The organism is Bacillus salacetis (genome assembly GCF_003581585.1).
Taxonomy (GTDB): Bacteria; Bacillota; Bacilli; order Bacillales; family Bacillaceae_B; genus Rossellomorea; species Rossellomorea salacetis.
Map to the genome: position 1 here is coordinate 1 of NZ_QXIR01000037.1, position 16844 is coordinate 16844.

17 protein-coding genes are annotated in these 16844 nt (G+C 44.4%); 4 read left to right on the forward strand and 13 right to left on the reverse strand.

The genetic code is table 11. The features are described from left to right. Window positions 1–49: 49 nt before the first annotated feature. Window positions 50–1183: a zinc-dependent alcohol dehydrogenase gene (locus D3H55_RS19980; protein ID WP_119549072.1), complete on the reverse strand. Its 1134-nt coding sequence runs from the start codon at window positions 1181–1183 to the stop codon at window positions 50–52. A gap of 303 nt (window positions 1184–1486) precedes the next feature. On the opposite strand from D3H55_RS19980, the gene D3H55_RS19985 reads away from it, so the two are divergent. The 3 genes from D3H55_RS19985 (at window position 1487) to cphA (ending at window position 5695) form a co-directional block, all read left to right on the forward strand. Then, window positions 1487–2005 (forward strand): DoxX family protein, encoded by a 519-nt coding sequence (locus D3H55_RS19985; protein WP_119549073.1) that lies wholly within the window; start codon window positions 1487–1489, stop codon window positions 2003–2005. A gap of 255 nt (window positions 2006–2260) precedes the next feature. Further along, a complete protein-coding gene (locus D3H55_RS19990) occupies window positions 2261–3070 on the forward strand; it encodes a cyanophycinase (RefSeq protein WP_119549074.1) in 810 nt (269 codons plus the stop codon). Between the two features lie 3 nt (window positions 3071–3073). After that, window positions 3074–5695: a cyanophycin synthetase gene (gene cphA / locus D3H55_RS19995; protein WP_119549075.1), complete on the forward strand. Its 2622-nt coding sequence runs from the start codon at window positions 3074–3076 to the stop codon at window positions 5693–5695. Between the two features lie 115 nt (window positions 5696–5810). On the opposite strand, the gene rpmG is transcribed toward cphA, so the two are convergent. The 6 genes from rpmG to D3H55_RS20025 all read right to left on the reverse strand — a co-directional run bounded on the left by rpmG (window position 5811) and on the right by D3H55_RS20025 (window position 9404). Then, window positions 5811–5960 carry a 50S ribosomal protein L33 gene (gene rpmG, locus D3H55_RS20000; RefSeq protein ID WP_119549076.1) on the reverse strand — a complete coding sequence of 50 codons (150 nt, stop codon included), beginning with the start codon at window positions 5958–5960 and terminating at the stop codon, window positions 5811–5813. Between the two features lie 39 nt (window positions 5961–5999). Next, window positions 6000–6269, reverse strand: coding sequence for a 30S ribosomal protein S14 (gene rpsN / locus D3H55_RS20005; protein ID WP_006838581.1), 270 nt, complete (start codon window positions 6267–6269; stop codon window positions 6000–6002). A gap of 59 nt (window positions 6270–6328) precedes the next feature. After that, entirely contained in the window at window positions 6329–6673 is a 345-nt protein-coding gene (locus tag D3H55_RS20010) for a hypothetical protein (RefSeq protein WP_119549077.1), read from the reverse strand. Window positions 6674–6695: 22 nt separating this feature from the next. Continuing rightward, entirely contained in the window at window positions 6696–6950 is a 255-nt protein-coding gene (locus D3H55_RS20015; protein WP_119549078.1) for a type B 50S ribosomal protein L31, read from the reverse strand. A 213-nt stretch (window positions 6951–7163) separates the two neighbouring features. After that, a complete protein-coding gene (locus D3H55_RS20020; RefSeq protein ID WP_119549079.1) occupies window positions 7164–8411 on the reverse strand; it encodes a methyl-accepting chemotaxis protein in 1248 nt (415 codons plus the stop codon). 99 nt (window positions 8412–8510) lie between these two features. Beyond that, complete coding sequence (locus tag D3H55_RS20025; RefSeq protein ID WP_119549080.1) at window positions 8511–9404, reverse strand: LysR family transcriptional regulator; 894 nt, start codon at window positions 9402–9404, stop codon at window positions 8511–8513. A 148-nt stretch (window positions 9405–9552) separates the two neighbouring features. Between D3H55_RS20025 and D3H55_RS20030 the strand changes: the two genes are divergently transcribed. Then, complete coding sequence (locus tag D3H55_RS20030; protein WP_119549081.1) at window positions 9553–10299, forward strand: SDR family NAD(P)-dependent oxidoreductase; 747 nt, start codon at window positions 9553–9555, stop codon at window positions 10297–10299. A gap of 275 nt (window positions 10300–10574) precedes the next feature. On the opposite strand, the gene D3H55_RS20040 is transcribed toward D3H55_RS20030, so the two are convergent. The 6 genes from D3H55_RS20040 to D3H55_RS20065 form a co-directional block, all read right to left on the reverse strand. Beyond that, a complete protein-coding gene (locus D3H55_RS20040) occupies window positions 10575–10835 on the reverse strand; it encodes a type B 50S ribosomal protein L31 (protein ID WP_119549083.1) in 261 nt (86 codons plus the stop codon). Window positions 10836–11174: 339 nt separating this feature from the next. Continuing rightward, the gene (locus D3H55_RS20045) at window positions 11175–12857 is read right to left on the reverse strand and encodes an MFS transporter (RefSeq protein ID WP_119549084.1); all 1683 of its coding nucleotides are present in this window, start codon (window positions 12855–12857) and stop codon (window positions 11175–11177) included. 82 nt (window positions 12858–12939) lie between these two features. Next, a complete protein-coding gene (locus tag D3H55_RS20050) occupies window positions 12940–13830 on the reverse strand; it encodes a hypothetical protein (RefSeq protein WP_240628698.1) in 891 nt (296 codons plus the stop codon). A gap of 59 nt (window positions 13831–13889) precedes the next feature. Next, entirely contained in the window at window positions 13890–14336 is a 447-nt protein-coding gene (locus tag D3H55_RS20055) for a hypothetical protein (protein ID WP_168413183.1), read from the reverse strand. Continuing rightward, window positions 14263–14688: a hypothetical protein gene (locus tag D3H55_RS20060; RefSeq protein WP_119549086.1), complete on the reverse strand. Its 426-nt coding sequence runs from the start codon at window positions 14686–14688 to the stop codon at window positions 14263–14265. The genes D3H55_RS20055 and D3H55_RS20060 overlap by 74 nt, the downstream gene beginning before the upstream one ends. A 717-nt stretch (window positions 14689–15405) precedes the next feature. Next, window positions 15406–16812, reverse strand: coding sequence for a DHA2 family efflux MFS transporter permease subunit (locus tag D3H55_RS20065; RefSeq protein ID WP_119549087.1), 1407 nt, complete (start codon window positions 16810–16812; stop codon window positions 15406–15408). Between the last annotated feature and the right edge of the window lie 32 nt (window positions 16813–16844).

Here is a 16844-nt window from a genome sequence, read left to right on the forward strand (position 1 = left end):
GGATACGGGAGGAGAGGTTTTTTTCACAAGTTTCGGGCTGTACTCACTTCTAAGGTTTGAGCACGACTTTAATACAGTCATCTTCATGATCATTGAACATTTTATAGGCATCCGCAGCTTGGTCCATCGGCATGATGTGGGTGATGATTTCCGTTGGGTTAAGCTCGGCTGAGGTGATTTTTTCAAAGAGTTCCGGCATGTAGTGGACAACTGGAGCCTGTCCCATTTTCAAAGTAACATTCCGTTCAAAGAAATTTCCAAGCGGGAACATGTTGTACATCATTCCATAAACACCGGTAAGCTGCACGGTACCAAATTTACGGACGGCATCTTTGGCGATGTTGATGGCACTTAACGTTCCGCCCTGCAGCTTCAATTTTTGCTCGACTTTCTCAATCGCATTCTTTTCTCCGTCCATACCGACGCAGTCTATGACAATATCGGCGCCGCCTTTGGTCACTTCTTTCAAATGCTGGCCCATTTCCTTGAATTCATCAAAGTTGAAGACTTCGACATTGTTGTTTTGCTTCGCTTTTTGCAGGCGGTACGGCAGGTTATCGACCGCGATCACCCTTCCGGCCCCTTTCATCCAGGCGAATTTCTGCGCCATCAATCCGATGGGACCGCAGCCAAGGACGATGACCGTATCTCCCGGCTTCATACCGGAATGCTCGACGCTCCAATAGGCAGTCGGCAATACGTCAGACATGAACAACAGTGCTTCATCTGCTAAATCGCAGGATTCAGGCACCTTGAACGGCATGGCATTTCCAAAAGGAACACGTAAATATTCCGCCTGCCCTCCAGGATGATTTCCATATTGTTCAGTATAACCGAAGTAACCTCCTGTATCTTTATGAGGGTTGGAATTATCACATTGGCTTTCCATATCATGCTGGCAATAAAAGCAGTGTCCGCAGGAAACATTGAACGGCAGGACGACTCTGTCGCCTTTTTTTACTCTGGTAACATCCGGCCCGGTTTCCTCGACAATCCCCATCGGCTCATGTCCGATGATATACCCTGGTCTCAGCGGCAGGTTTCCTTGATACAAGTGAAGGTCAGATCCGCAAATTGCTGTTGAAGTGATCTTGACAATGATGTCATCTGGCTTCTGGATTTTCGGGTCTTCTACCTCTTTGACTTGAATGTCTTTCGATCCCTGGTAAGTTACAGCTCTCATTTTCAGCCTCCTAATATTGGAATATAAATCATATACCCATGACTGACAGAATTATTCTGACTATTGTAAATGTATAATTTTTCTATTTTTTATACCACTCCCTTTTTAAAATTTAAATGTGAAAGATCTGTGAAAACCGTTGCCAATATGGATTAACGGGAGTATATTATAAGTGTAGAGAGTAAGTGAAATACTTCACAAAATTAACACTCTCTAAGATAGTTAAAAAAGCTGGCCGGCTTTATCTCAAATTTTTTTAATTGCTTATGTGAAATACTTCACAATTATAAGGAGATGTTTAAAATGAGATGGTGGAAAACTCCCCAGGCTGCAACATTATGGACTGTATTAAGAATATGGCTCGGTATTCAATGGCTTGAAGCCGGCTTTCACAAACTGACTGATGGATTTGATACCACCGGATTCCTGCAAGGAGCAATTGCCAAAGCAGGCGGAGATCACCCGGCGGTTCAGGGCTGGTATGCAGGATTCCTTGAAAATGCCGCTCTCCCAAACGCAGAACTCTTCAATACCCTCATCCCTTGGGGCGAAGTATTGGTCGGTGTTGGATTGATCCTCGGAGCAGCGACAATCCCGGCACTGCTTGCAGGGGCATTCATGAACTTGAATTTCCTGATGGCAGGCACAGTAAGCACCAACCCTATCCTTTTCACAGCAGCCATCATCCTTCTGTTCACCGGTGCCGGAGCTTACTGCTTCGGGGTGGATAGATTCGCTATTCCATTCATTAAGAATGTTATGGCCGCTAAAAAAGCACGAAAACAAGATGAAATTAAACGCAAACATGCTGTGCTTCATTGATAAATATCAATCTAAGTGAAGATTAAATAAACAAACAGTATTCATATCGAGAAACAGCACACCTTCCTCTTAACCATGAAGATTGTGCTGTTTTTTTATATTCTATTCTAACCTTGAAAGTCGATACTGGAGTACCGGACTTCATTTCCTTTAATTACCTGCTGACTAATTTCCCTTCCCGGGTTTTCGTTCACGGACATTTGGGTATATATCCTTTGCTTTTATTAGAATTTTTTTACAGGAAAGGTGAAAAAAATGCCAGTTGGGGAACTGCTTATAATCGGAGGGAATGAAGAAAAGTACAAAGGGTTATCGATTTTGGGAACATTCGCTGAACTTGTAAAGAGGAAAACAGGCAAGGTGGGAATCCTGCCTGCTGCCTCAAGGATTCAGGAAGAAGTAGGAGGAAACTACAGTGATATTTTCGCTGATCTCGGCATTGAAGATTCCGTGGTGATTTCCATTACAGATAGAAAGGATGCCCACTTACCGGAGTTAAGAGACGCTTTGGAGGGAATGTCCGCCCTTTTCATTACCGGCGGTGATCAATCCTTGCTGGCTGAGAGAGTTGAAGGCACACCGTTCCATCAATCCCTTCTCCGGAAGTGGGAAGATGGAATGATTCTTGCCGGTACCAGTGCAGGTGCTTCGATCATGGGCAAGGAAATGATTGTTTCCTCCAAAATCAAACTCCATGATGACACACTGAAGGTTTTTATGGGCAGGGGATTCGGCATTTTGGAAGACCTGATCATCGACCAGCATTTTTCCCAGCGGGGAAGATTCGGAAGGTTGATAGGGGCAATGGCTGAAATGCCGGACAAAATCGGGATTGGTATTGACGAGAACACCGCCATACTGCTTAGAGGGGATGAATTCATTGTACTGGGAGAACATCAGGTGTTCGTCATAGATGGTCAGGACGGCAAGGTGTTCAAACCGGAAGTTCCAGAAGAAAGCAGTGAATTAACCGCTACAGACTTCAAGCTCCACACTTTAAAAGCCGGGTTCAGGTTCAGTCTGGAAACCAAATCTGTCATACATTCTAGCGAAGAGAGGAAATAATCGATGAAAATTAATCGTGTTAGATACTTGAATGGCCCCAATTACTTCAGCTATAAACCTACCCTGTGGATTGAGCTTGACCTGGAGGAGTATGAATACCAGCCCTCCAATGAAATACCGGGATTCGCCAAGTCACTGGAAGCCCTTATCCCTTCCCTCCAGACTCATACATGTTCACGCGGTTATGCAGGGGCCTTTATAGAACGGCTGCATGAAGGAACCTGGATGGGGCATATCCTGGAGCATATCGCCCTTGAACTGCAGCACCTTGCCGGCATTGAAGTTAAGCACGGAAAAACGATAACAAGCCGTAAGAAGGGCATCTACTTTGTCACTTTTGAATACCAGGAGAAAGAGTCCGGTTTCCACTCCTTTGAAGCAGCCATGGACATCGTTCAGCGGCTCATCAACGGGGAGGATGGGTTTTCCATTGAACCATACATAGAGAAAATCTCTTCCCTTTTCTATGAAAATAAACTCGGGCCGAGCACGGAGGCCATTTACAATGCCGCAAAGGAGATGAACATCCCTGTGGAAAGGATCGGCAGCCAAAGCATATTGCGGTTAGGTAATGGATACAGGCAAAAGTCTGTCCAGGCCACCATCACCAGCCAAACCTCCCATCTGGCTGTGGAAAATGCCTGTGATAAAGAAGCGGCCAAAATGATCCTTTCAGCAGCAGGACTGCCTGTGCCAAAAGGGGAAACGGCTCAGACCAAGGAAGAAATCTTCTCAGCTGCGGACAGAATCGGCTATCCCCTTGTGCTCAAGCCCCTTCGTGGACGGCAGGGAAGAGGGGTCATCACCAACATCAGGACAAGAGAAGAACTATTCAACGCCCTCTGCTGCCTGGAGCAGGAAGAAAATGAGTTGATCATTGAACGTTATTTTGAAGGAAGCGATTACCGCCTGCTCGTCATAGATAACGAATTGAAGGCAGCAAGCCTGCGTACCCCTCCTCTGCTCATCGGTAACGGGAAAGATACGATAGAAAAATTGATACAATCAGAGAATCAAAACTCACTGCGCGGGGCGGGACATGAAAAACCCATGACAAAGATACCGCTGAATGACACCGTGAGATGCTTCCTGGAAAGCCAGGGATTGTCATTCCAATCCGTCCTGGAAAAAGGACAGGTCATACAAGCTGTGGGAAGCGCCAATCTTTCTACAGGGGGACAGGCAGTCGATGTGACAGACGAGGTCCACCCGACCATAAAGGATATAGCTGAAGAGGCAGCGGCGGCAATCGGATTGGATATTGCGGGAATTGATATCATCTGCCCTGATATCACGAAACCTTTCAACCCGGAAACCACTGCCATATTGGAAGTGAATGCAGCGCCCGGAATCAGGATGCATCTTCACCCGGGCAGAGGACAAAAAAGGGATGTCGGGAAAGATATTGTCCGCTACTTATTCAAAGACCGGACCGAGGCAGCCATTCCGGTCATTTCCATTACAGGTACGAATGGAAAAACCACAACTACAAGGCTTGTAAAACATTTACTTGAAGGGAGCGGCCTGACTGTCGGAATGACAAACTCAGATGGTGTATACATCGGGGAAAAACAAATTGATAAAGGCGACTGCAGCGGCCCCATCAGTGCACGGAAAGTCCTTGGCAGCCCCAAGACAGATATAGCTGTCCTCGAAACGGCAAGGGGCGGTATCCTTCGGGAAGGCCTTGCTTTCCGCCATTGTGACGTGGGAATCGTCACAAACGTCAGCGAGGATCATTTAGGGCTTGATGGAATCGAGACATTTGAACAGTTGGTGAAGTTGAAAAGGCTGATTCCAGAAGTGGTCATTGAAGGCGGGTACTGCATCTTGAATGCCGATGACGAAGAAACGGCCAAAATGGCTGCTTATACAAAAGGGACGGTTATCTATACTTCCTTGGATGAATGGAATCACTATATACAAAGCGCCATTCTGAATGAAGAAACTGCCTGGTATGTAGATACTGAAGGAATGATCATTTACAGCTGCAAAGGAGTTCAACAGCCATTTCTCCCGGCAGCTGAGATACCTGTCACCCTTGCAGGAACAGCCAGACATAACATCTCCAACCTGCTGCAGGCGTTGGCGGCTGCCCACTCCCAAGGGGCAGGGTTTGAGGAATTAAAGGAGAGGGCACTGTCCTTCAAGCCGGATTCACTTCATTCCCGCGGCCGATTCAATCGGACCAGTATTCTCGGAAGGGAAATCCTGGTGGACTATGCTCATAATCAGGCCGGCCTCAGAGCCATTTATGAAGCGGTCGATCATATGAAACGCAGCCGGACCATCACTGTCATTTCAGCAGCCGGCGATAGACAGGATGATGCCATCCGGGCAATGGTCCAAATCGCCGCCGCTAATTCCTCCTTTCTGATCATCAAGGAAGATAAGGACTTACGGGGAAGGCTGCCTGAAGAAGTCCCCGCCATCATGCTCGAGGAGGCTGAAAATTATGGGACACCTTCATCCGTGGTCCTGGATGAAGCAGATGCCTATCAATTTGCTTGGGAGCAATCCCGTGGAGGGGATTTGCTGTTATTTCTTTATGAATCTATTGAAACAACTGAAAAATTCATTGATAGATTGCAAGATTCCAAACTTTTCAGTGATGCGACTGAATGATCTGCTGAGCTGGAAGACAGAACTGTACCTATTGTGGTAAAGCATTGAAAAAAAGCCATCCGCCTCCTCCATTAATGGCAGGGCAGATGGCTTTTTCACTTGCAAACTTCCAGGGTTATTTTGTTTCTCTATGCAGGGTCCGCCTTCTCAAACGCGGGCAGTACTTCATCAATTCAATGCGGTCCGGATTATTTCGCTTATTTTTCGTTGTAATGTAGTTTCTGTCTCCTGTTTCCGTGCATGCTAATGTGATCTTGACTCTCATTGTTTGTTCCTCCTGATATAGGCTATAGTATTTTAATGATTACCAGCTGGACTTCTTAACTCCCGGGATCTGCCCTTTATGTGCAAGCTCTCTGAAGGCAATCCGTGACATTTTGAATTTCCGCAGGTACCCGCGCGGGCGGCCTGTCACTTCACACCGGTTTTTCAATCGAGTCGGAGATGAGTCTCTTGGCAATTTTTTCAATGCTTCATAATCACCTTTTTCTTTTAATTCCCTCCGTAATTCTGCGTAACGTTCCACAATTTCCTGGCGTTTTCTTTCTTTTGCCACTTTTGATTTTTTAGCCATTTCTACCTTCCTCTCTATATACTTATTACGTAATCATTACGATTTAAAAATCAAATTTTTTAAATGAGTAAAAGGAAACTCATTTCCTTATGGCTGTCCAACTTGAATTGATCAGAGCAGTCGACCCATTCAACTTTTTTTATTTTTCTTTTCAGTTGCAGGTCTATCTCTGTTTCTATTTCCCGCATAATTTTCATGAGCTGCCCATAAGTCATATTGAAATGTGAAGCTGCCTGCTTGTGCGGTGTATGCTTTGCCAAAAGCGACATGAACTGTTCCGTTGTTTGCGATTGAGAGGCCAGTTCATCTTCGATTCCTACAACATACTGATAGACATCTCTCTTTTGTGATGGAAGGGCGGCAACTATATCCCTTGCCATCATCTCCATTAAATGCTCGTTCATATCCTTCTCTCCCGGATTGTATTTACTTTGGGCGTTCCATATTATATTTTTTCATGAATCGGTCTGCACGTCCCCCGCGGTCCGCGAATTTTTGGACTCCTGTGTAAAACGGGTGTGTATCAGAACTTACCTCGACTTTGATCAACGGATAGGTGCCTCCATCTTCCCATTCGATTGACTCGGAAGACCCCATGGTTGAACGTGTTAAGAATTGATAACCGCTGTTTGTATCCATGAATACTACTTTTTGATAATGTGGATGAATTCCTTTTTTCATGACTATACCTCCTAATTTAATTAAAACGTAAACGTTACGATTTAAATTATATTCATTATTAAACCAGAAACTTATCTGAAATGCAACATTTCAGGCCGATATCTTTAATAACCTTCTTTATGCCTTGTCCCCTGAAGCTTCCCGACTCTTCCTGGCATTAAAAAAGCGGCTATTAACCTTGTGGGGTTAATTGCCGCTTTCTACTTGGAATAATTAAATCGAAAAGTAGTTTATTAATTTTTTCAGTTCCCTGCTTGATTCATTGAGCTGCTCTGCAGTATGGGTAACGGATGAGAATGCCCTCACTTGTTCTTCTGTGGAGGCACTGGCTTCCTGACAGGCTGCTGCAGACTGTTTTGTCATATTCGTGATGCCGGTGATGGATTGAACCACTGTGTCTTTGCTGGAATTGATCTGATTGACTTCCCTGCTGATTGTGACTATCGAATCGGATACCTTTTCGAATACAGAGGCAATCGTTTCAAACGCCATCAGCGTTTCTGCCACAGACTTGCTTTGGGTAGTCTGGGAGTCTTTGGTCCTGTTCATTTCTTCAACAGCTTTCTTGGATTGAGACTGGATGGACAGAATCGTCCCCTTCACCCTGTCCGTTGCTTGAGCCGATTGTTCAGCCAGCTTCCTTACTTCATCAGCCACCACTGCAAATCCTTTTCCTTGTTCGCCTGCCCTTGCCGCTTCAATGCTTGCATTAAGAGCCAGAAGGTTGGTTTGTTCGGAGATGGCATTGATGGAAAGGATTACTTGTTCAATATCCTTGATTTTGTCATCCAGATCGACGACAACATCACGGACGGAAGAAAGTGATACTGACGACGCTTCAAATGATTCATTGAGATGCCGCATTTTCTCCAGCCCTGTTTCGCTTGCATTGTTCGCTTTAGTTGAAAAGCCGCTGATATTCTCTGCCTGTTTATGCACAAGTGCCAGTTGATCAGACAGTGACCCTACAAGTTGGCTTGCTTCATCTGCCTCTTGTGCAGATTGGGCAGAACCCCCGGCAATTTCCTGAACTGCATGGGAAACACCCTCGCTGGCTGCTGCTGTTTGTTCAGATACGGCCGTCAGGCTTTCAGCCGAAACAGCAAGCTCTGTTGATGCGGAATCGATTTTTTGAATCATCTCTTTAAAATTCGTGGTCATCCTGTTCAAACTTCTGGCCATGTCTCCAAGTTCATTTTTCTGCTTGATATCCATTGTTGTATTCAGGTCTCCGTCTGCAATCTTTTCCAAAGCCAACTTTGTCATACGCAGCGGTTTCGCAATCGATTTAATGACAAAATAGTTTTGTACACAGGCATAGATAAGGACAATTCCCAAAATAATGAACACAGTCCGAATTTCTTCCGGCGATAAATAATTGAAAGAATAGAAACCGAAAGTAAAAATCGGAATCAAGAAATTAATAGAAAGCACAATCAGCAATTTCATCTTGATGGACATAAGAAAACCTCTCTCTTTATTCGTTTTATGTCCTTTATATCGGCTGGAAAATAATATTTTCCTTCCTTTTTCATAAAGAATTCCTTTTGTTTTGATAAACTAAAACTTCCGTTTGATCCTCTTCATGAATTCTTTCACTGTCAAGGTAGGGATCCTGCCCTCTTTCCTGACGAGGGTAAAATAAACACGTTCATCCCTGATGCCGCTGATGGGGACTGAAACGATATCACCGTTTTGGAAAGGCTGATGGCTGTTGAAGGAATAATCAAGGCCTATAGTGACTGCCAGCCCTTTTTGTACAGCCCGTTTGATGGCGTCAAGGTTGTTGCTGGTGAACATGATATCGATCTCCCCAAACCCGGAAAGGATATCTTCTGTGAATTTCTTAATGTAATCGTCATTATATAGGACGAGGGTATTGGAAATCAGATCCTCAGGAGAAATCATCTTCAGTTTTGCCAGGGAGGAATGTTTATGGACCCCCGCTACCATCTTGCCTTCCAAAAGTGTTTCACTCCGCAGGGAATGATCATCCTCCAATAAACTTTGCGATGTAAGAATCAACCCCATATCAAGGCGGTGATGATGGATATCATCCAGTATTTCCATGGGGCCTTTTTCATATATTTCAATTTTGACAGCAGGATAATCCGATTTGAATTCGGACACTATATCGATCAGGAAATTGGTCGGGCTCGGGATGATCCCGATTTTCAATTCACCTGAAAGTGTCTCTGAATATCGGTTGGCTTCTTCTTTCAGTTCATTGACCTTCACCATGGCTTCACTCGCTTTTTCAATGATCCGTTTCCCTTCAAAGGTAGGTGAAGCTCCATTCCGGTTCCGGATAAACAATTGAATCCCCAATTCCCTCTCCAGCTTGCTGATGGATTGGCTTATTGCCGATAGACTGACATGCAGATTTTCCGCTGCTTTCGTCAGTGATCCTGTATTGGCTACCTCAATCAAGTGTTCCAGCTGATCTATATTCATGTCCTGACCCCTTTAGTTTAGACGTCGATATGACGTTTAATTAAGTAATGCTTAAGCTTCCCTTATTATTATTAAATTTTATGAAAGCCGTTTCAATGGTAAAATAAGAATCGTCAAAATATCTACTAATTTCAGGGAGGTTTTTTTTATGACTAAGAGAGTAGCTGTCATCACAGGAGGAGCAAGCGGGATCGGAAAAGAAACATCCCTTAAATTCGCGAAAAAAGGTGACCGGGTTGTCATTGCAGATTTCAATGAATCGGCAGGTACTGAAACGGCGGAACAAATCAACGCTTCAGGCGGCGAAGCGATCTTTATTAAAACGGATGTTTCCAAGTATGAAGAAGTCGAGGCTTTGGTCGAGAAAACCGTTGAAGAGTATGGACGCATTGATGTCATGTTCAATAATGCAGGGATCGGCAGCCCGACACCTGTACCGGATATGAACCTTGAATCTTATCATAAAATCATCGATATCAACCAGCATGGTGTTGCGTATGGAATCATCACTGCAGGGAAAAAGATGAAGGAATTAAATATCAAAGGGGTCATTATCAATACAACTTCGGTATTCGGAGTCCTTGCATCCCCTGGAACATTTGCCTACCATGCAACAAAGGGTGCAGTGAACATGATGACAAAATCAGCAGCTTTGGAATTGGCGCCATTCGGAATCAGGGTTGTCGGTGTCGCTCCGGGAGTCGTGGACACACCAATCATCCAAGGGTATAAAGATAAAGGCATTATCGATGCTATGAAAGCAAAAGTCATGGGCAATAAATTGACACAGCCTGAACAACTGGCGGACACGGTCTATCTTCTTTCCCTTGAGGAAGCAAGTGCAATCAATGGAAGTGTCGTGATGGCCGATGAAGGCTATGCTTCTTTCAAATAGGCTCTTTTCATAAACTTTGTTGCTATTCAATATGAATTTCAAATAATATCCTGGTAAATCGCCGTTAAACCTCTGATAAGCAGGAAAGAAAAGAGCTGCTCATTCTTTTTCGAGAGTGAAACCTTTGAATTCAGGGGAAAAAATCCGGCACCTGGGATTTTTCCGAAAGCCACAATATATACAAAAACAGCATTCAAATAATAGGTGATATGAAACAGCGGACCCCCGTTCATGGGAATCCGCTGTTTTTTTACATTTAAATCAGCTGGTTGCTGTCAATCTTCTTCAGGACGCTTCATATTATATTTTTTCATGAAGCGGTCGGCACGGCCTCCGCGGTCCGCAAACTTTTGGACCCCTGTATAGAATGGGTGTGTGTCTGAACTGACTTCGACTTTGATAAGCGGATAGGTGTTTCCATCATCCCATTCAATCGTTTCTGAGGATTTCATGGTGGAGCTTGTCAGAAACTTATAGCCGCTGTTCGTATCCTGAAAGACTACTTTGTCATAGTTTGGATGGATTCCTTCTTTCAATGATAAAACCTCCTGTATGATTATGATCAAACCAGCTATGAGGATTTGAAAGGTGCATTTTTCGCACTGTCCTTTGTCCTGAGCGAAAGACCCTCCATATAGTCATTATTCACTTTTTCCGCTATGTTCAAACTATTTTTCAGCTGCTTGCTCTGGCGTTAAAATTCCCAACAGTGCTTAAAGTAATAGAAACCCTCACATCAGCCCTTGTTTCAAAGCCTTTGTGAGGGTTTCCTTATCAGGGAGGCCCGTATTCAATCGCGGGCCTCTTCCCTTTTTATTTGAAACTGACTTTCACCATTCCTTTAGGAAATCCTTCCATTCGGGATGTACATTTCCCTAATCCTGCAGCCCTTCTATATTCATTTCTCGTACTGGCAGCGAATTTTCCCCGGTATCGAGAAAGGTTACCGTTACTTTGTCATCCTTCTCAAGGTAGATGCTCATCGGACTGTTTTCCGAGGAAACGATGTAGCTATTTCCTCCCTCCAGAAGGAAGAAAACGGTCGTGTAATCGCCTGTCTTTTCTTTATAGACCCGGGTGACCGTCCCACTCACTTGTTTTTCTTCTGCCTCCCCGCTTCCATCGACACTTCCCCCGCCCCGCTGCAAAGCTGTTTTGTATAATTTCAGCGCCTGGTTCGGGGTGTTTGCATACACGGAGATCTCAGGATTTGCAGCCGAAACGATAAAGTAATTCTGCAGGAAGCCGTTAGGATCCAGCACCGGAGTCAGCCAGCTCGCTTCACCATAGAAATTATAGAGTATCGGCATTTCCCCGCTCCATTTTTTCTCTATGAATTTCTTCTCAATGATCTGGAGGTTTCCTTGTGAGTCCATATACGATTCTTCGAGATTGCCTGTGTAGAAGACCGCTTCACCTGTCCGGGAATTGGTGAGGGAATAGCCCAGCATGCTGTCCACTCCTTCTTTTGGCGAGGTAAAATCTGTAAAGTAGTACATATCTCCATTTTCATCGAAAATCGGGCTGACATTTGCCTCTGTACCCTCATCTGAAGGAAGCTTCACTTCGGACTTTCCAAACACGCTGTTCCAAAAGCCTTGTACATAGTTACCATAATAACTGTTTTGCAGGCTGACCGTTTCAGGTGATACTGCACCGTCAATGAAAGCAGGAACATCTGCCAGTTCATATGATTTCACTTTTCCGTTTTGCGGGTCGACAACTACGATGCCTTCCGCTTTAAAGCCGTTTCTGGCGGAAATGAATTCCCCATAGGTACGGACATAGAAAGGCTTGCCATTTTCATCCACTTCGAGCTGCACTTCTCCGTTAAAGATCCGCTTTGGAAAATGCATCCGGATATGGCGTTCAAGATTCTTATTAAAGTAAGAAGAAGGCGTATAAGCCATCTTTTCTTTTACAAACTTTGGATTAGCTGAAGAATCTGTTGCACTGATAGTGAAGTATCCCGGTGTTTCGTCTCCTTTTACCCATTTGAAGAATCCAGAGAATTCCACTGGGGCAATATAAACATAATCACCATTCACCTTTTGAATCTGCAGGTTACCAAGCTCATAATAACTGGTGTCAGGCACCTGTCCAAATGCCTTTTTCATTTTATTTCTGGCGAATTTCGGCGGGACGCTTGCCGGTGTCTTCTGCTCATCGAATGGTTCAATTTCCGTTTTCACATCCATTTTGGCTGATTCAAACTTCTCATCTGCATTAAAGAGAAACGCAGTCAGTATGAATGCCCCAATCAGCAGGGTTACAAGAAACACGGAGCCCTTGACCACCCGCTCTTTCCCTGCTGCCAAAATGGCGCCGGCACCTGAAGCGAGAATCAGCAGAAGCCACATGGACGAAAAGTTTCGATCAAGGTTACTGAAATAATAAAAACCAAAAGCGGCTGCGACAGTGAGGACCAAAACCGCTGCGACTCCGGCTGTATTGAAGCGGCTTGCCTCTTTTCCCTTCGTCCTTCTGCCGCTGAGCGGGACCAGCAGAACGGCCATCACCAAACCGACTATAACTGAAAATAAAAAAATGTTCCCCATATGTTTCCCCTTCCAGGAATTATTTTTGTCTAATATGTATACGGATGAAGGGGCACCGGGGATTCAATTATCTAGAAATTTATTATTCATGAAAATTACGGATAATAGGCATTATTAACTCATCGAAATCCTTCTGTCCCTGCATTTGCCGATTATACACCAAGGATTCAGGGATGTTCTCCCTATCAATTTGCAATGGATTTCCCTTCTGGTCCCTCTCAAATGTAGACATGGAGGCTTCCAATTCTTTCTCATTGGTTTCGATAGCAGCTTTCAATAGTGCTCTGAGCCTTGGAGCTTTGACTCTTCCTTTAGAAATCAACTGATAAATACGCTGATATCCCGGCTGCATTTCACGCTCTCTTAATCCAAAAGTGTACATATTGAAGCTGTACCTTCCGGCTTCTTCCTCCATCTTCTGCAAAAATTCCTGATCAAAAAATCCGCTTCCCCTGGTAATTTCCCTTTGAAGGCCGCCAACCGTGTAGACAATTTCCCTGACCTGGGAAGCCTCTTCTACAATTATTTTGTTCAAGGCGATGATTCTTTCGACAGTCCCTTCCAGTTCAGGGTCTGCCCGGACAATCTCTTTCTTATGCTCAGCAAGCAGCTTTACCATTTGCTGATAGGGAGCCATGTTCATATTCATCCTTGGAACCATGCCAGTAATGACATTATGGACAAGGGTGTTGTAACAAATCAGATAATAGGCAGCTTCTTTCACTTTTTCCACATCAGGCTCTTTTCCCGACTTATCCAATAATAAATAACCGGTGACTTTTCCAAATAAAGAATTGTAAACTGTCAAGAAGTAGTACTCTTTTCCGTCAAAATAGGCAAAATCCCACATATCCCATTTTTCAAAAATCTTCTTATGCTTTTTGATATTCACTTTGTGCTGCTTCGTCGGTTTGACGTTGATTTTTTTCCTGGGGCTCATTTCTGCCGGCACCAGGTTTATTTTGTCTTCCATGGAACCCCTCCTGCTCAAAAAGGTAAAGGATGAACTCTTTATAATTTGCGAACTGATGGTCACTTTGGATTCAGCAGCAGTTTATAAAGCTCCTCTTTATTTTCCAACTCGTCCACCGGTGTATCCTCTTTCACCATATCTATAAGTTCCGGCATATCTTTTGCAGTTTCAGAATCGCTGTTCAGGATATGAGGATCCTGTCTCTTTAACCATAAATAACTCCACAGGAGGGATGGCCTTTTGAACATTTCTTTGTTCAAATAAGCTATTAAATCCTTTCGATCTCTTTCAGTCCTTAACTGCACTTCATTCTTGCGGACAGCCGCCCTTACCATTTCCACTACACATGCCCTGACTTTCTTTTGTACATCTTCTGTGACCAATTCGGAAGTGTTAGCCTCCTCCACCAGGTCAACCCCTTCTTCAACACTCTTAAAGATGATATCCTGCTCTTCGTTCAATCGCCCCGCTGCATCCAGACAGCGGTTTATGCACCATAGTGGCATGAGGTGCTGTCCCTTCAAGCTTCTCCTTAATGGAAAGCAGGGTTCTCTCCCACTTCCTGTACAGTCTTGCCGAAGGAGAGAGTGCCCAAGCCCCTCCTGTTTTTACGATCGTCGCACCAGCTGTTTTATAGAAATGAACAACGAGTGTGGCCCTTTCCACTTCTTCATAAGGCGGAATAGAACCATCCTCCCTGATGAAAAGGTCTTGAAGCGAAGGATAATAGCTTATCACAAAATATTTTGTTCCATTGTAATAAAATTTAGAGGGAAGGCAGTCAATCCTTTTACTGGATGGATCATATTGCTCCGCTTTCCTTTTTATATGTTCAGGCAGTTTTTTAAACTCGAGCATGGCGTTTACTCCTTTACCTCATCTTTTTTTACTTAATATTCCATTTTTCATTACCATACCCATTTTACCGTACTTTTGAAGCAGAAATTATTATTTATTCTGTAAAAATTACGGAGCACCAAAAAAGCATATCGCACCAGCGATTATGCCTTTTTCATGGTGCTGACTCCCCCTCCTGCTAAAGACTGAAGAAAAAACCTCCTCACGCATGTTAAATGAAAAATGGATTCTGGCTACACTGAGGATAGAAAGGAGAGATGAAGATGAAACGCAGAATGATGGATATTTTCAAGCGTAAAGAAGATATTGAAGTCAAACGTCTATTGGATCAAATCACCGACAGGCGTGCCAGCTTATACAACCGTATATTTTAAAATGGAAAGTCCTTATAACCGGACTTCCCTCTATCCTCTTAGTACAGCCCTTTGCTACCTTATTCACAAAAGGTCCGAGGCAATAATCGGAATATGCTGTAACAAAGGTTACGGAAAGGGCCTTTATCATAAAGGCTGTTTTCGCATATATTGTTGCTTCCGGAAAAGAACGAGCAGCTCCTTTCTTCCCTGCTCACCGGGGTTTTTACGGTGATTTACCAGGACTTTATTTAAACTTTATAGTGAATAGCAACATAGTTTACGAAAAGAGCCTTAAAAAAACGAGTGCAAAACCGGTGGGGTTTCACACTCGTTGATTTCGACAATTTCCGGGTGGTGCCTGTCACTCTTCTGCCGGACTGGTCTTTCTCAAGAAGAATGCCAGGATGATTCCGACTCCGGCGACGGCTCCTGCTGCAATGAAGGATACATTGACACCGTGAACAAGGCCTTGCATTCCATGTTCTGCAGGATTCAATGCGGTATTTGTCATGATCGTCACAAGCAAAGCAGTCCCGACCGATCCTGAGACCTGCCTCATTGTATTGTTCATCGCTGTACCATGTGGAATGAGACTTGGCGGCAGCTGGTTAAGCCCCGCAGTCGTAACTGGCATCATCACCAGTGCGACACCGAACATTCTCACTGCATTGACAACGGCCATGTAGGTGAAGGACGTTTCCGTCGTGAGATTTGTAAAGAAAAAGGTAGAGACAGTCGTTATCGTCAGTCCTACTATGGCCAGCATTTTCGCTCCGAACTTATCGAAGATCCTTCCGCTGACCGGGTTCATGATTCCCATGATCAATGCACCCGGCAAGAGCATCAAGCCGGATTCGAATGCCGTGAACTCATGCATGTTCTGCATATAAATCGGCAGGATGGTCGCACCTCCGATCATCGCGATGAACATGATCACCCCAATGATGGTTGCCAATGTGAATATTCCATACTTGAATACCCTGAACTCCAGGATCGGCTGCTCCAGCTTGAACTGCCTTCTTATGAAAATAAACAAAGTCAGCGCCCCAAAGACCAATGACAGGATGACCTGCGCACTTGCCCATCCTGCTGTTCCTGCTGCACTGAAGCCATAAAGCATTCCGCCGAATCCCAGTGTGGACAGGATGATGGAAAGCACATCCAGCTTCGGATTCGTGAGCTTTGTAACATTTTTCAATACAAAGAAAGCGATGATGAAATCAATGATGGCAATTGGCAGTACGATATAAAAAAGAACGCGCCAAGGATACTGATCAACGAGGTATCCCGACAATGTAGGCCCGATGGCTGGCGCAAAGGAAATGACCAAACCGAACAACCCCATGGCAGACCCGCGTTTTTCAATGGGAAAAATAATGAAAAAGACCGTCTGCATTAACGGGATCATGATTCCAGCCCCTGATGCCTGAACAATCCTGCCGATCATCAAAAAGAAAAAGTTTGGGGCGATTGCACAAAACAGCGTCCCCAGCGCGAAAAGCCCCATCGCTGTAAGAAACAATGTCCTGGTCGTGTAGCGGCCGATCAGAAATGCCGTAATCGGGATCATCACCCCGTTCACCAGCATAAAGACAGTTGTCAGCCATTGTGCTGTATTGGCAGTCAAATCTAAATCTTTCATAATATGAGGCAAGGCTGTAGCCAGAAGGGTCTGATTCAGTATGGCTGCAAAAGCCCCGGAAATTAAGATCGCCACAATGGGCGCAATTTTGATGTTCTGTTCTTCTTTTGCTTCCGTTGTCTCCATTTTATTCCCCCTTACGATAACATGACTATTAG

What these genes read in the sequence shown, in the direction of transcription:
- D3H55_RS20025 (WP_119549080.1), bottom strand. Translation starts at nt 9,404, where the DNA reads ATGAATATAGATCAGCTGGAACACTTGATTGAGGTAGCCAATACAGGA.
- rpmG (WP_119549076.1), bottom strand. Translation starts at nt 5,960, where the DNA reads ATGAGAGTCAAGATCACATTAGCATGCACGGAAACAGGAGACAGAAAC.
- D3H55_RS20050 (WP_240628698.1), bottom strand. Translation starts at nt 13,830, where the DNA reads ATGGAAGACAAAATAAACCTGGTGCCGGCAGAAATGAGCCCCAGGAAA.
- D3H55_RS20065 (WP_119549087.1), bottom strand. Translation starts at nt 16,812, where the DNA reads ATGGAGACAACGGAAGCAAAAGAAGAACAGAACATCAAAATTGCGCCC.
- D3H55_RS19990 (WP_119549074.1), top strand. Translation starts at nt 2,261, where the DNA reads ATGCCAGTTGGGGAACTGCTTATAATCGGAGGGAATGAAGAAAAGTAC.
- D3H55_RS20030 (WP_119549081.1), top strand. Translation starts at nt 9,553, where the DNA reads ATGACTAAGAGAGTAGCTGTCATCACAGGAGGAGCAAGCGGGATCGGA.
- rpsN (WP_006838581.1), bottom strand. Translation starts at nt 6,269, where the DNA reads ATGGCTAAAAAATCAAAAGTGGCAAAAGAAAGAAAACGCCAGGAAATT.
- D3H55_RS20010 (WP_119549077.1), bottom strand. Translation starts at nt 6,673, where the DNA reads ATGAACGAGCATTTAATGGAGATGATGGCAAGGGATATAGTTGCCGCC.
- D3H55_RS20060 (WP_119549086.1), bottom strand. Translation starts at nt 14,688, where the DNA reads ATGCTCGAGTTTAAAAAACTGCCTGAACATATAAAAAGGAAAGCGGAG.
- D3H55_RS20045 (WP_119549084.1), bottom strand. Translation starts at nt 12,857, where the DNA reads ATGGGGAACATTTTTTTATTTTCAGTTATAGTCGGTTTGGTGATGGCC.
- cphA (WP_119549075.1), top strand. Translation starts at nt 3,074, where the DNA reads ATGAAAATTAATCGTGTTAGATACTTGAATGGCCCCAATTACTTCAGC.
- D3H55_RS20055 (WP_168413183.1), bottom strand. Translation starts at nt 14,336, where the DNA reads ATGCCACTATGGTGCATAAACCGCTGTCTGGATGCAGCGGGGCGATTG.
- D3H55_RS19985 (WP_119549073.1), top strand. Translation starts at nt 1,487, where the DNA reads ATGAGATGGTGGAAAACTCCCCAGGCTGCAACATTATGGACTGTATTA.
- D3H55_RS20020 (WP_119549079.1), bottom strand. Translation starts at nt 8,411, where the DNA reads ATGTCCATCAAGATGAAATTGCTGATTGTGCTTTCTATTAATTTCTTG.
- D3H55_RS20015 (WP_119549078.1), bottom strand. Translation starts at nt 6,950, where the DNA reads ATGAAAAAAGGAATTCATCCACATTATCAAAAAGTAGTATTCATGGAT.
- D3H55_RS19980 (WP_119549072.1), bottom strand. Translation starts at nt 1,183, where the DNA reads ATGAGAGCTGTAACTTACCAGGGATCGAAAGACATTCAAGTCAAAGAG.